The following is a 12,386-nucleotide window of genomic DNA, read 5'->3' as shown; positions in this document are numbered from 1 at the left end:
TCAGGCGGTTTGGGCGATCTCGCCTGCCCTGCCGCGTCCGAGATGCGGCCAGGCCATGATTTCCTGTGGCACGCGCGCAAGGCTGATCACGCGCTGGGCGGCACCAAGCTCGATCGCCTCCTTAGGCATGCCGAAGACGACGCAACTCTCCTCGTCCTGCGCCAGCGTGTGTGCGCCTGCCTTGCGCATTTCGAGCAGCCCGCGAGCACCGTCATCGCCCATGCCAGTCATGATCAGGCCGAGTGCGTTGGCGCCGGCATATTGGGCAGCCGAGCGGAACAGCACGTCCACGGACGGGCGGTGGCGCGAGACATGCGGGCCGTCCTTGATCGCAACGCGATACTGCGTACCGGAGCGCTGCAGGAGCATGTGACGATTTCCCGGCGCAATCAGAACGCGGCCGGCCTGAAGCTCGTCGCCGTCCTCCGCTTCTTTGACCTCGACCGCACAAATGCCGTTCAGCCGCCGGGCAAAGGCGGCCGTGAACTTCTCAGGCATGTGCTGCACCACCGCAATGCCGGGACATGTGACCGGCAGGGCCGCTAGTACCTCCCGAAGGGTCTCGGTCCCACCGGTCGAAATGCCGATGCAGACGATACGATCCGTCTCGCTGCGGACGCGGACGGGGACCGGTGGCGGCATGATGACATCCGCGGTCAGCTTCTTTTCGACCGGCGCACGCACCGCCCTCGGGCCCAGCCGCGCCTGAGCAGCCGCCCTGACGGAGTGCCTCAGCCGATCCGCCGTCTCGATCAGAGCGTTGCGCGTGTCGATGCGCGGCTTCGGCAACACGTCGACCGCCCCGGCCTCGAGCGCATCGAACAGCGCCCGCGAACCCGCCTCGGTCAAGGTCGAGCAGATAATCACCGGAATGGGCCGCTGCGCCATGATCTTGCGCAGGAAGGTGAGCCCGTCCATCCCCGGCATCTCGATGTCGAGGATCATGACGTCGGGCAATTCGTTCTGCAGGCGGCGCACCGCGGCAAAGGCATCGGCTGCCGTTCCCATGACCTCGATGCCCGGATCGGCATTCAGGATCGAGCTGAGCACCTGGCGCACCGAGGCGGAGTCGTCGACGATGAGTACGCGGATCGGTTGACGGGTCATTCTGCTGCCCTCCTGAGAGCGGCGGGAGCGGCCTGATAGACGGTCGGAACGACCTGCTGCAGTCCGGCGATACCGCTGCCCGCCATCGATTCCGAATGGCCGAGCATCAGGTATCCACCGGGTCGCAGATGCGACACTAGGCGTTCGATGACGGCCTTCTGAGTCGGCCCGTCGAAATAGATCAGCACGTTGCGGCAGAAGATGACGTCCACGTCCCGGTCGAACGGATAGCTTTCGTCCATCAGGTTCAGCCGCTCGAAATGGACCTTTCGGCGCAGTTCCGGCGTGACCCTGACGACATCCTGCCGCGGATCCTTCGATCGCATGAGGTAGCGCTGCTGCATGGCCGACGGTACCGGCGCAACGAAGGCGCGCGGATAGATGGCCGCTCTCGCCTCGCGCAGGACCTCCGTCGAGATGTCCGTGCCCAGGATCGAGAAGCGGATCGGCTTGGCGGCATTCACCAAATCCTGCAGCACCATGGCGACCGTGTAGGCTTCCGCCCCCGTCGAGCAGGCGGCGCTCCAGACCTTCAGGCCGGCCGGGAGCGAGTCATGCCGCCGCAGCAACTGCGGCACGGCGACATTGCGCAGAAACTCGAAATGGCTCGGCTCGCGAAAGAAATCGGTCTTGTTGGTGGTCACGCAATCGATCAGGTGGACAAGCTCGTCGTCGAGGCCGCCCCGTTCGAACAGATGGGCGCCATAGCCGGACACCCCTGCCAGGCCAAGCGCACGGGCGCGCTTTCGCAGCCGTCCCTCGACCATGGTGCGTTTGGTCGGCGGCAACTTGATGCCAACGCGACTCTCGATGATCGCGGCGATGGCCGAAAAATGCTTGTCAGCCAGATAATCCGAGGTGTCCGACATGGTTGGCCTCATCGGCGTCAAGCTGCCTTGCCGGCAGCGAGATCGGCCAGAGGGAGACCATCGGCTTCCATCAGGCGCTCGAGATCGAAGATGACGATGAAGGCTTCGCCCTTGCGGCCGATCCCGGCGATGTAGTTCGATTGCCAGCGGCCGCCGACATCGGGGGCCGCCTCGGTCTGGTCGGCATCGAGGCCGGTGACCTCGAAGACGCGATCGGCGACGAAGCCGACGCCCCGGGTGCGACCCTTGACCGGCACATCGAGAATGATGATGCGCGTCGCATCGGTCGGCTCGATGCGCGGCAGCCCGAGCTTGGTCCGCAGATCGACAATCGGATAGCCGGCACCGCGGACGTCGATCATGCCGAGCAGGAAGGCCGGCGCATGCGGCAGCTTCGAGATCGGCCGCATGTCGAGGATCTCGCGGACATTGCGGATATCGATGCCGAAGAGCTCATGATCGATGCCAAGGGTCAGGTATTGTGCGGTGTCGGCCATGGGAGACTCGCGATGCGGCTGGGGAGCCAGGCGGATTGAGGCGCGGAGAGGCCGGCCCCGCCGCGTGGGCGGAGCCGGCATGCGCTCAGGCGCGGTGGAAAGCGGCGTCGTGCTGGTCCTCGCCGTCATCCATGTCAAAGGCGAAGCCGCCATTGACGACCTTCTTGGCCGGGCGTGTGCTGGAGGCAGGCGCCCGCTTCGGCTGGAGCGCGCTCGCCATGGCCGTGGCCTTGCCGCGCAGCATGGTGACGGCCCTGTCGACCCCAACCGGGCGCGGGCTATCCCTGTGCGTGCCGCCTTCGCCGAGCCGGAAGAAGGCAATCGTGGCCTGCAGCGTCTCGGCCTGAGCCGAGAGTTCCTCGGAGGTTGCGGAGACCTGTTCGGAGGCGGTCGCGTTCTGCTGCGTCACCTTGTCGAGCTGCTGGATCGCCTGATTGATCTGGGCGGCGCCGACATCCTGCTCGCGGCTGGCGGAGGTGATCTCCTCGACAAGCTCGGCGGTCTTCTTGATGTCGGGCACCAGTCTGGCCAGCATCGAGCCGGCCTCCTGCGCGACCTTGACCGTATCGGCCGACAAAGTCCCGATCTCCGCTGCAGCCGCCTGGCTGCGCTCGGCGAGCTTGCGCACTTCCGAGGCGACAACCGCGAAGCCCTTGCCATGCTCGCCGGCACGGGCCGCCTCGACCGCCGCGTTCAGCGCCAGCAGATCGGTCTGGCGGGCGATCTCCTGGACGATGTTGATCTTGGCGGCGATCGTCTGCATCGCATCGACCGCCTTGCCCACCGCGACACCGCTCGCCTCGGCATCCTTCGCCGACTGCGTGGCCATCTTCTCCGTCTGGCTGGCGTTCTCGGCGTTCTGCTTCACATTGGCCGCCATCTCCTCCATCGACGAGGAGGCTTCCTCCGTCGAGGAGGCCTGCTCGGTCGAGCCTTGCGAGAGCTGTTCGGCGCTGGCCGACAGTTCCTGGCTGCCCGCCGACATGTTTTCGGCGGCGCTGGTCACCTGGCCGACGACATCACGCAGCTTCTCGACCATGTTCTCGAGAGCGATGCCGAGGGTGTCCTTCTCCGACATCCTCTTCGCCTCGACAGTCAGGTCGCCATTGGAGATCGCATTGGCGACAGCGGCGGTGTCGCTGAGATTCGCCGTCATCGCGTTCAGCGCGGTGACCAGATCGCCGATCTCGTCCTTGCTCTTCACGGAGATCGACTGTCCGAGGTCGCCGATCGCAACCGCGTTGGCCAATCCGACGGCGCTCGACAGGCCGCGGCTGATCGAAAGGGCAATCCAGGTGGCCGCGACGATGGCGATCAACAGCGAGCCCAGGACGATGCCGATGAGGAGCGTCTTCGCGAAGGCCGCCTGTTCGCTTGCTTCCTTGGCGGCTGCGGCAGCGGACTGCTTGATGAAGTCGGTATACTCATCCAGTCCCGCCATCATGTCGGTGACGGCCTCGCCGCCCTCGCCCATCGAGAGCGTGCTGGCCTTGATGTTCCCCGCCTCGCCCGCAACGGCTGCGATCCGGAGCGCCGCATCAATCCCCTTGTCGAAGGTAGCAAGCATGTTTGCCGGCGACACCCCCTGCTCCGCGATGGGGGCGGCAGCCCTGGCGAGCGCGGCGCGGACGTCGCGGGCCTGCGCCTCGGCCGATTTCTGCAGCTTCTCGACCTCGGCTACGGTCGTCGCGCCGAACAACTGCCCGATCGACCGCGTCAAGCGCAGCCATTCCAGCCGCACAGACTGGAAATCAAGGGCCAGCCGCAGCGCTTCCGGCGAAGCGGAAGGCTTGGTGAGCTCGTTCAGGACCGCCGTCGAGGCGACGGTCACGCCCTGGATGAGCGGCGTCATCTCGCTGCCCCAGAGTTCCGCGGCGCGGTTGTTCGAATTCAGCTTGGCGTTGCGGATAACCTCGTCCTGCGTCGCGAAGAAGCGATTGATCTTCGGCGTCAGAGCCTCCCAGCGACGTTTGCCGTCCTCGCTGGCCTGGGCCTGGATCTGTTCCTTGAGCTTCACGGCGTCGAGGCGGTTCTGAACCGCACTCGTGGCTTGAGCGATTACCTCCTTGTCGGTTGCCGCCATGACGGCATTCTTTTCAGAACGCACCGACCTGTTCATCATGCTGCGAACGTCGCTTATCTGATCCAGCCGGTTGGTCCAGTTGATCAGCACGCCCTGCGTCTCGGACATGTCGGACAACTTCTGATAGGAAAGCCCGCCTGCCACCACGGACAAGGCGATGACCATGCCGAACGCACCGGCCAGTTTAGTCTTGATCGTCAATCTCATACTCAGTCCCCGATAAGCAACGTAAGGATTTCATGCGCTTGATTGACAGCGCTTCAGTTCAGAATCTTCTCGAGATCGGGAACGATTACAAATTCGTCGTTCCACTTGGTGATGAAACGGATGAACTCCGGCCGCCAGTGCATGCCCAGGCGTGGCGTCTGTTGGATCTGGGCAGTCGAGATCTCCGTCACCTCGTAGACCTTGTCAGCCATGATCCCGAGCGCGACGGGATCACCGTCGATCTCGATCTCGACGACCACGATGCGCGTGTCCGCCGTGTCGGCCTGCCGCCCCATCCCGAAGCGCAGACGCAGATCTGCCAAGGGGATGACATTGCCGCGCACATTGATCAGCGCCGGCAAGAAGGCGCGCGCGCCAGCAACCCGCGTCGCAGGGACCGGGTCGATGATCTCGCGCACCGCCTCGGCTTCGATCGCGAAGATCTCGCCGCCGAGGCCGATCATCAGGACCTGAAGCCGCGTCTCCCCGGCAGGCTGCGCGCCATGGCTGGCGCCACCCTGTGTCTGAATCCGCATCATGCCGCCTCAGGAGTCTTTTCGGTTTCGGCGCGGCTCTGGCCGAGCGAAATGAGTTGAGCGACGTCAAGAATGAGCGCAGCGGAACCGTCGCCAAGGATCGTCGCGCCCGAGAACATCGTGACATCGGAATGGAGTTTGGAGAGCGACTTGATCACGGTCTGATGGCTGCCGATGATCTGGTCGACGACGAGGCCGGCGCGCGTGTCCCCCGTCGTGGTGATGATGACCTTCTGGTGCGGGTCGGCCTCGCCATCAGCCTCGAAGAGATCGCGCAGCCTCAGGAAGGGCACGAGGTCGCCGCGGACGTTCAGGAAGTTGCGCCCGCGCGCCCGGGCCTCCTCGGCCGCGGTCAGTTCGACGCATTCCTCGATCGCCGAGAGCGGAATGATGTAGCGCGCCTCGCCGACGCGGATCAGCAACCCCTCGATGATGGCAAGCGTCAGCGGCAGCCGCAGCGTCACCGTGCTTCCATAGCCAGGCGCGGTCGCAAGATCGATCGTGCCGCGCATGGCTTCGATCGTGCGCTTCACCACGTCCATGCCGACACCGCGGCCTGACAGCGCGGAGATCGTCCGAGCGGTGGAGAAGCCGGGGTGGAACAGGAACTGATGGATCTCGTGCTCGCTCAAGGGCGCTCCAGCCGCGATCAGCCCCTGCTCCTCGGCTTTGGCGCGGATACGGGCCGTGTCGAGCCCGGCGCCGTCATCCTGCACGGTGACAAGCACTTGAGCGCCGACATAGCGCGCGGCGAGTTCGATGCGTCCCGTCGCCGATTTGGTGGTGCCGGCGCGCGTCTCGGGCGCTTCGATGCCGTGGTCGATCGCGTTTCGGATGAGATGGACCAACGGGTCGGCAAGACGCTCGATCATGGTCTTGTCGAGTTCGGTATCCTCGCCGACGGTAACGAAATCGACGGGCTTGCCGAGATCGCGCGAGAGGTCGTGGACGAGACGGCGGAAGCGGCCGAAGAGCGAGCCCATCGGCACCATGCGCACCCCCATGGTCGAATCGCGCAGTCCCGACGCCAAGCGCTCGATTTCCTCGGCGATCGATTTGATCGCGAGGTCGGTTCCGGAATGAGCGAGCTGGCTGAGCCGCGCCTGCGCAATGACGAGTTCGCCAACGCGATCCATCAACTCGTCGAGACGCTCGGCCTGAACGCGGACGGTCGAGGTCTTGTCCTCGCCACGGCGGACGCCCTCGCTGCGCTCGCCCGTGGCACGCTCCACCGGCACGGGTCGCGGCTCTTTCGCAATGGCGGCAGCGGCAGTGGTGGCGGCAACCACCCCCTCGCCCGCCATCGTCGCAGGATGCTTCGCATCTGCGCCCGCGGCCATGCCCCGCGGCGCGATGCCAAGCTTCATCTCGTCGCGGACGAACATGAAGACATCCTCAATGTCCTCACGCGCGCAACCGCTTTCGAGCTCGACCTTCCATGCGATCATGCATGTCTCGGGATCGAGCGCGCCGAGGTCCGGCAGTGCGTCGAGATGCGCGGTAACCGTGCATGAGCCGAGCGCACGGAGATCGTCAAGCAGCACCAGCGGATTGGTGCCATTGCGAAGGATGTCCGGCTCGAAAGCGATTTCGACCAGCCAGCCTGTGCCATATGCGGCGGGCGCGGCAGGAGTCTCGTCGGCGGCAACGCTGGCGGGGGATGCCACGTCTCCTGCCGTGCTCGAGGCGATCAGGGCCTGGAGTTCCTCGACGATCGCCTCGCCAATGATCGGATCGGTCGCGTCGGGATCGTCGATCAGCGCGCGAATATAGTCCTTGGCGGCCAAGGAGACGGTAATGATGTCACGCTCCGCCGAGATCTTGCCCTTGCGGATCATATCGAAAGCGGTTTCGAAATCATGGGTGAAGGCGGCGACCCGGTCGAAGCCGAACATCGCCCCCGACCCCTTGATCGTGTGCAGCGCCCGGAAAGCCGCATCGATCAGATCGCTGTCCTGCGGCGTCTGGCCGAGATCGAGCAGCGCCGCTTCCAGACTGTCCAGCAAGTCGCTGGCCTCCTGCCGGAATGTTTCAGCCGGGTCCAGCTCCATCATGTCCGCACCAGCTTGGCGACGACCGCAAGCAGTTGCTCCGGCTTGAAGGGCTTGGTGATCCACCCCGTCGCACCCGCGGCCTTCGCCTGTTGCTTGACCCCGTCATCGGACTCGGTTGTGAGGAAGACGATCGGCACTCCCGTGAAGGACGGGAGCGCACGCAAGCCGCGGATCATCTCCAGCCCGTTCATCACAGGCATGTTCAGGTCGGTGATGACGAGTTCGAAGCGCTCCGCCTTCGCCTTGGCCAAGCCTTCGGAACCATCGCCCGCCTCCACGACCCTATGGCCGGAGGGAGCCAGCACGAGCTTGATCATCTGCCGCACGCTCGGGGAATCGTCGACAGTCAGAATTGACGCCATGCCACTCAAGCCTTGTTGGTGAGATTGCAGTCACCGAGCTGCGCGGGCGAGATCCCTGCGCGCGCCAGCGCGGCGTTCAAGATTTCGGACGGCCCCCGCAGACTGATGCGCTCGCCCGCGGCACGTGCAGTGCGGGCTGCGGAAACCAGGAGTTGAAGCCCGGCGAGATCGATCGTGCCGAGGGCCGAACAATCGATTTCGACCTCCGCTTCCGACTGGACAGCAGAGCGGATCTCATCGAGCAGCTGCCGCACCGTTCGGAGCGAGCAATCCCGCGGAAGCATTAACGTCAGCACGAATCGAACCCTTTATGCTCGGGCGCACGTTCCTTCCGGTCACTGAGATCTCATCTGCGATCTAATGTGGAATTCGGCCATTATCTAGCAGAATTACACGCCAACAATTGAGATAGTTTAGAGCTGAAACGTTTGAACAAGCCCAGCTTTACGTTCAATTCTGATCAATATATTAATCGCGAATCAGATGTTGCGCTGTTTGTCAGGCGGTTGCGCCCGGCGAATCCAAATTGCGCAATCTGTCTCCTTGCTACGCCTACCGCAAAGAAAACGACGGCGGATTCTGGCGATCCGCCTGGCCTAGGAACTTCTGGATGGGTCGACACCTGGGATATCCGGCGCTGCCATGCGGCCGGGCGCGCGGCAGCAAGCTTGCCGCCGTTGATTGGCTGCGCCGCGCGCCGAGATCGAGAGCGGCGTGATGACGCGACACTATCTCCGCGCACCGGCGCGGCGGCAGGCACTGCACCACTTCGTCACCCACGACCCTCATGAAGCGATGGAGCACTTTGCAGCATGCGGAGTGAGCATCGCGATCTCGCAGCCGAACAGGCCGTCGGGGCGAATTGAGATCAGCACGCTCAATCATGCGTCGGATGGCATCGTCTTCACCCGGACGAGCTTCGAGGACCCGGTCGAGATCCAGCCGCGGCAGAGCCCATGTGGATACGAGCTTCTGCTGGCGCTCAAGGGGGCGACAAACATCCAACTCGAAGATCGCGTCATTCGCTGCGAAAGGCTGCAGGCGGCGATTTTCGACGTCGGCGAGACCAAGGCGCTGCATCGCTCGGCTCACTCCGAAAACTATTCCGTGCTCCTCGACAGAAACCTGCTGACCAACCGCCTGTTCGAACTGACAGGGGCGCCGGTCATGCACAAGCTCAGCTTCGAGGCCGAGCTCGACCTCGAGCAGCCTTCGGTCGGCGCCCTGCGACGCTTCCTGATGGGGCTCGATCTGTCGATGCTGGTAGAATTGCTGCAGGATTCCCGGCATGGCGCGAGACGTTTGAGTGCCCTGCTGGCGGATCTCATTCTCGAGGTGCTGCCCCATAACCATACCAAGGCACTGAAACGGAGCTCCCATGTCATCGCCCCAAAGCACGTCAAGCGGACGGTCGAATTCATCCGGGAGAATGCCCGCCGGCCGATCACTCCCGATGAGCTCGCTGCGGTCGCCGGCGTGAGCTTGCGGGCTCTGCAATACGGCTTTCAGAAGTTTCTGGGGGTGTCGATCTCGGAGTACGAACGGTCTGTGCGGCTGGAGGGTGTCCGACGCGAGATCGAAGGCAATTCCGGTGAATCCGTCGGAGAGATTGCCCGCCGCTGGCGCTTCTCCAATTTCACCCGCTTCAACGCTCAGTTCGAGGCGGCCTTTGGCGTGAGCGCGGTCGCGCTGCGCGCACAACTCGGCCAGTTCCCGTAATCGAGAGCGTCCGCGAATTGAAATCGGATGCGACGATAAGCGGGAGGACCTGAAACGCTTCCTTGGCAACGGGTGCATTCGCACCGCTGCGCCGAGCACAAGCAACATCGTCCAATCTATTGAATGGTCGAGAGGACGAAAAATAGCTCAACCTTGCTTTGGCGATTCCGGATCGGAAACCTTATAGTGCAATGTCAAACACATAGATGTTCGCAGTTTTATCCTGAATGGCGCGCCATTCAGCGCGGTGAAAATCTGGATCTTTTTCGGAGATCTAGTTCCAGGCTCAGTATCTTCCTGCACAAACTTCCCACACTGAGCACATGCCGGGCAGCTTTCAGGCCTGTGCTCTCGGCGCTTACAAGCGATTCGCCCCCTGCATACGCTCAACGCGGCTGCTCAAAGCGGGCGCCGATGCCGGGACGAAATCCGTCGTTGGGGTAACTTTCGCCCACCCTCGTGAAGCTTGGCGGGAAGGAGGGCCCAATTTCACGGGCTGATCGGCTTCTTTTGCTGCGGCTTCAGGCCCGCGGCCTTTTCTCGGGCCGTTGAAGCCCGCCCGCAAAAATCTTTGCGGATCTCGGACAGGTCGGCTTCGTCGAGCTCTTCGAGATCAAGCAATTCTTCCCGTGCACCTTCGAGCCGAATGATCAGCTCGTCGAGCTTGATCTGCATCGCAGCCGTGTCGCGGTTCTGACTGTTCTGGATGATGAAGACCATCAGGAAGGTGATGATGGTCGTCGAGGTGTTGATGACGAGCTGCCATGTATCGTTGAAGCCGAAGATGGGTCCCGATGCCGCCCAGACAACGATCAAAATGACCGCGATGAAGAACGTCACCGGCTTGCCGGTCCAGCTAGCAACCGCTTGAGCCAGACGCGTGAAGAGCGAAGCCTTGTTGTTCTTATGGATCAGATGCTCGATCGAAGTGCTCATTGAGGTCATCCCGGAAAGGCGCTCCGAGGCCAGAACGCCGCCAAGCCACGCCGTCGGTTTGTTGCTGCCCCAACAAGCCCGACTGCGGTTGAATGCTTCGCCTCGTCGTCCAGTGTCTTAGCTTGCTTTACGTTGCGCGGTGAAAACCCAGCCGGCTCTCGAATGTTCCGGCGCGCGGCCACGCCTCTGGCGGCCCTTTCCCGACAGTATGTGCAGACCCTTTTGAGCCCGCGATAGTCGCCCGATCTCGGCAGGGGCGCGTCGGTTTTTCGAGGATTCTCGAGGTTCTTCGGTGTACTTCGCAAGATTGCTCTGAACAATCTCTGGTCTGCCTCGTTTCAGCCTGATCTCCAGCAGGCTAGGCGCGATGAAACGGCGGCAGCTCAGAGCCCTCTCGATCGATCGACAGATTGCCAGGACGATCGCAAGGCGCAGCAGTCCCCGCGTCGAATATTTGGCGAAAGGTCTCGTTCGCGTGGCCGATGAGCGGCTTCTGCTTCCGATCGGCTCCGTCTATTGGCTCGCCGCGTGCGCGGACGCCGAGCCCCGTCGCAACGATGCGACGCACCCGCTGCTGACGATGGCACCGAAATTCCGGGCTCTCATTGTGTTTCCCTCCGGTCAAAGTGATGCTTGATCCCGAAACCACGCGCCACGATGATCTGCGGAGTGGATCTGGCCCGTGGCGCCCTGCCCTGCAGCGCCCGCGCGGCCAGCCACTCGCGCGCGACACTCGCTGCGATGTTGCGATCGTGGGCGCTGGCATTACCGGTGCATTTATTGCCGAGCATTTGACCGCGATGGGCCTTGATGTCGCGGTCATCGACCGAGAGCGGGAGGGCTTCGGGAGTACGGCGGCGTCAACCGCGATGCTGCAATGGGAAATTGATCTGCCTTTGCGCGAACTCGCCGGCCTCTATGGCTTCGCGCGTGCCGCCGAGGCCTATCGACTGAGCTGGAGATCAGTCGCAGGCTTGCGGCGCCTGATAGAGGAGCTCGCTTTGCCGTGCAGCTTCGCACCGCGTCAGACGGTCTATCTGGCGGCGGGCGAGATCGGCTTGCGGGAATTGCAAGATGAAGCCTTGCAGCGTCGACGTGCTGGGCTTCCCGGTGACGTCGTCGACGGCACAGGCCTGCGCGGCGCCTTGGGCTTCGATCGCCCGGGAGCAATTATCTCTCCCGGTTCAGCTGAGGCCGATCCGGTTGCGCTCTGTCACGGCCTTCTGATGACCGCAACACGCCGAGGGGCGCGTTTGATCCGGGACGAGGCAGTTGGGTTTGACGGCACCAACTTGGCTGCAGCCGTGTGTCTTGCCAGCGGGCATGTCGTTGAGGCCGCTCATCTCGTACTGGCCACCGGCTATGTCATGCCGGCGATCGTTCGGGATGCGCTCCACCAGCTTGCATCGAGCTGGGCCATTGCGACTGTGCCGCAGCCAGCACAAGCGCTCTGGCTTAACCGTGCTCTCGTATGGGAGGCATCGCAGGATTATTCCTATTTTCGGACCACACCGGAAGGACGGATCATCTTTGGTGGGGAAGACGAGAGCTTCGCAGATCCGAAGCGCCGCGAGGGGCTCGATAGAGACAAGACCGAAGCTCTTCGCGCCAAGCTTCACGCCCTGCTTCCCCTGGCTTGCCTAGATCTCGATCGCGCTTGGTCCGGAGCCTTCGGCAAGACGGCGGATGGTTTGCCCCTGATTGGCCACGTCCCCGGACACAAACGCCTGCTGGCGGCCTATGGCTACGGTGGCAATGGCATAACCTTCAGCTTCTTGGCGTCCCGCATCATCGGCATGCTGATCCGCGGCGAGGAAAGGCCCTGGTTCGAAGCCTTTGCGATCGACCGCGCCTTGATCCGAAAATAGCGGAAAGACCTTTGAAGCGGGGCCGTGGCCGGTGCGTCGGTCTACCCCCCGAGAACGCGAAAAGGCTCCGCCAGCCGAAGTCAGCGGGGCCACGTGCTCTACAATATCGACGTGGTCGCCGCCCTCGCCACGACCGGCTGGATGCGTT

General features: G+C 63.4%; 12 protein-coding genes. 3 read left to right on the top strand and 9 right to left on the bottom strand.

Annotated elements, in window-relative coordinates:
- The 8 genes from AB4Z10_RS20580 to AB4Z10_RS20545 all read right to left on the bottom strand — a co-directional run bounded on the left by AB4Z10_RS20580 (position 1) and on the right by AB4Z10_RS20545 (position 7,999).
- A complete protein-coding gene (locus tag AB4Z10_RS20580) occupies positions 1 to 1,107 on the bottom strand; it encodes a protein-glutamate methylesterase/protein-glutamine glutaminase (RefSeq protein WP_441472248.1) in 1,107 nt (368 codons plus the stop codon).
- The gene (locus AB4Z10_RS20575; protein ID WP_441472247.1) at positions 1,104 to 1,988 is read right to left on the bottom strand and encodes a CheR family methyltransferase; all 885 of its coding nucleotides are present in this window, start codon (positions 1,986 to 1,988) and stop codon (positions 1,104 to 1,106) included. Before AB4Z10_RS20575 ends, AB4Z10_RS20580 begins: the two co-directional genes overlap by 4 nt.
- Positions 1,989 to 1,993: 5 nt before the next feature.
- Positions 1,994 to 2,473 carry a chemotaxis protein CheW gene (locus AB4Z10_RS20570; RefSeq protein WP_441472246.1) on the bottom strand — a complete coding sequence of 160 codons (480 nt, stop codon included), beginning with the start codon at positions 2,471 to 2,473 and terminating at the stop codon, positions 1,994 to 1,996.
- Between the two features lie 85 nt (positions 2,474 to 2,558).
- Positions 2,559 to 4,763, bottom strand: a complete 2,205-nt coding sequence (locus tag AB4Z10_RS20565; RefSeq protein WP_441472245.1) for a HAMP domain-containing methyl-accepting chemotaxis protein — start codon at positions 4,761 to 4,763, stop codon at positions 2,559 to 2,561.
- Positions 4,764 to 4,816: 53 nt separating this feature from the next.
- Positions 4,817 to 5,299, bottom strand: coding sequence for a chemotaxis protein CheW (locus AB4Z10_RS20560; RefSeq protein WP_441472244.1), 483 nt, complete (start codon positions 5,297 to 5,299; stop codon positions 4,817 to 4,819).
- Complete coding sequence (locus AB4Z10_RS20555; RefSeq protein WP_441472243.1) at positions 5,299 to 7,353, bottom strand: chemotaxis protein CheA; 2,055 nt, start codon at positions 7,351 to 7,353, stop codon at positions 5,299 to 5,301. The genes AB4Z10_RS20560 and AB4Z10_RS20555 overlap by 1 nt, the downstream gene beginning before the upstream one ends.
- On the bottom strand, positions 7,350 to 7,715 hold the full coding sequence (locus AB4Z10_RS20550; protein ID WP_441472242.1) for a response regulator: 366 nt from the start codon (positions 7,713 to 7,715) through the stop codon (positions 7,350 to 7,352). The genes AB4Z10_RS20555 and AB4Z10_RS20550 overlap by 4 nt, the downstream gene beginning before the upstream one ends.
- A gap of 5 nt (positions 7,716 to 7,720) precedes the next feature.
- Positions 7,721 to 7,999, bottom strand: coding sequence for an STAS domain-containing protein (locus tag AB4Z10_RS20545; protein ID WP_441472409.1), 279 nt, complete (start codon positions 7,997 to 7,999; stop codon positions 7,721 to 7,723).
- A 397-nt stretch (positions 8,000 to 8,396) separates the two neighbouring features.
- Here AB4Z10_RS20545 and AB4Z10_RS20540 point away from each other — a divergent pair, with 397 nt between their 5' ends.
- Positions 8,397 to 9,434: an AraC family transcriptional regulator gene (locus tag AB4Z10_RS20540; RefSeq protein WP_441472241.1), complete on the top strand. Its 1,038-nt coding sequence runs from the start codon at positions 8,397 to 8,399 to the stop codon at positions 9,432 to 9,434.
- 489 nt (positions 9,435 to 9,923) lie between these two features.
- On the opposite strand, the gene AB4Z10_RS20535 is transcribed toward AB4Z10_RS20540, so the two are convergent.
- Complete coding sequence (locus AB4Z10_RS20535) at positions 9,924 to 10,370, bottom strand: low affinity iron permease family protein (RefSeq protein WP_441472240.1); 447 nt, start codon at positions 10,368 to 10,370, stop codon at positions 9,924 to 9,926.
- A 367-nt stretch (positions 10,371 to 10,737) separates the two neighbouring features.
- Between AB4Z10_RS20535 and AB4Z10_RS20530 the strand changes: the two genes are divergently transcribed.
- Together AB4Z10_RS20530 and AB4Z10_RS20525 are read left to right on the top strand one after the other, a co-directional pair.
- Positions 10,738 to 11,007, top strand: coding sequence for a hypothetical protein (locus tag AB4Z10_RS20530; protein WP_441472239.1), 270 nt, complete (start codon positions 10,738 to 10,740; stop codon positions 11,005 to 11,007).
- Entirely contained in the window at positions 11,000 to 12,238 is a 1,239-nt protein-coding gene (locus AB4Z10_RS20525) for an NAD(P)/FAD-dependent oxidoreductase (RefSeq protein ID WP_441472238.1), read from the top strand. Before AB4Z10_RS20530 ends, AB4Z10_RS20525 begins: the two co-directional genes overlap by 8 nt.
- Positions 12,239 to 12,386 lie beyond the last annotated feature (148 nt).

The organism is Allobosea sp. RAF48, assembly GCF_052114025.1.
GTDB lineage: Bacteria > Pseudomonadota > Alphaproteobacteria > Rhizobiales > Beijerinckiaceae > Allobosea.
Note: the sequence above shows the minus strand (reverse complement) of the source record. Positions and strands in the feature narration are given on the sequence as shown.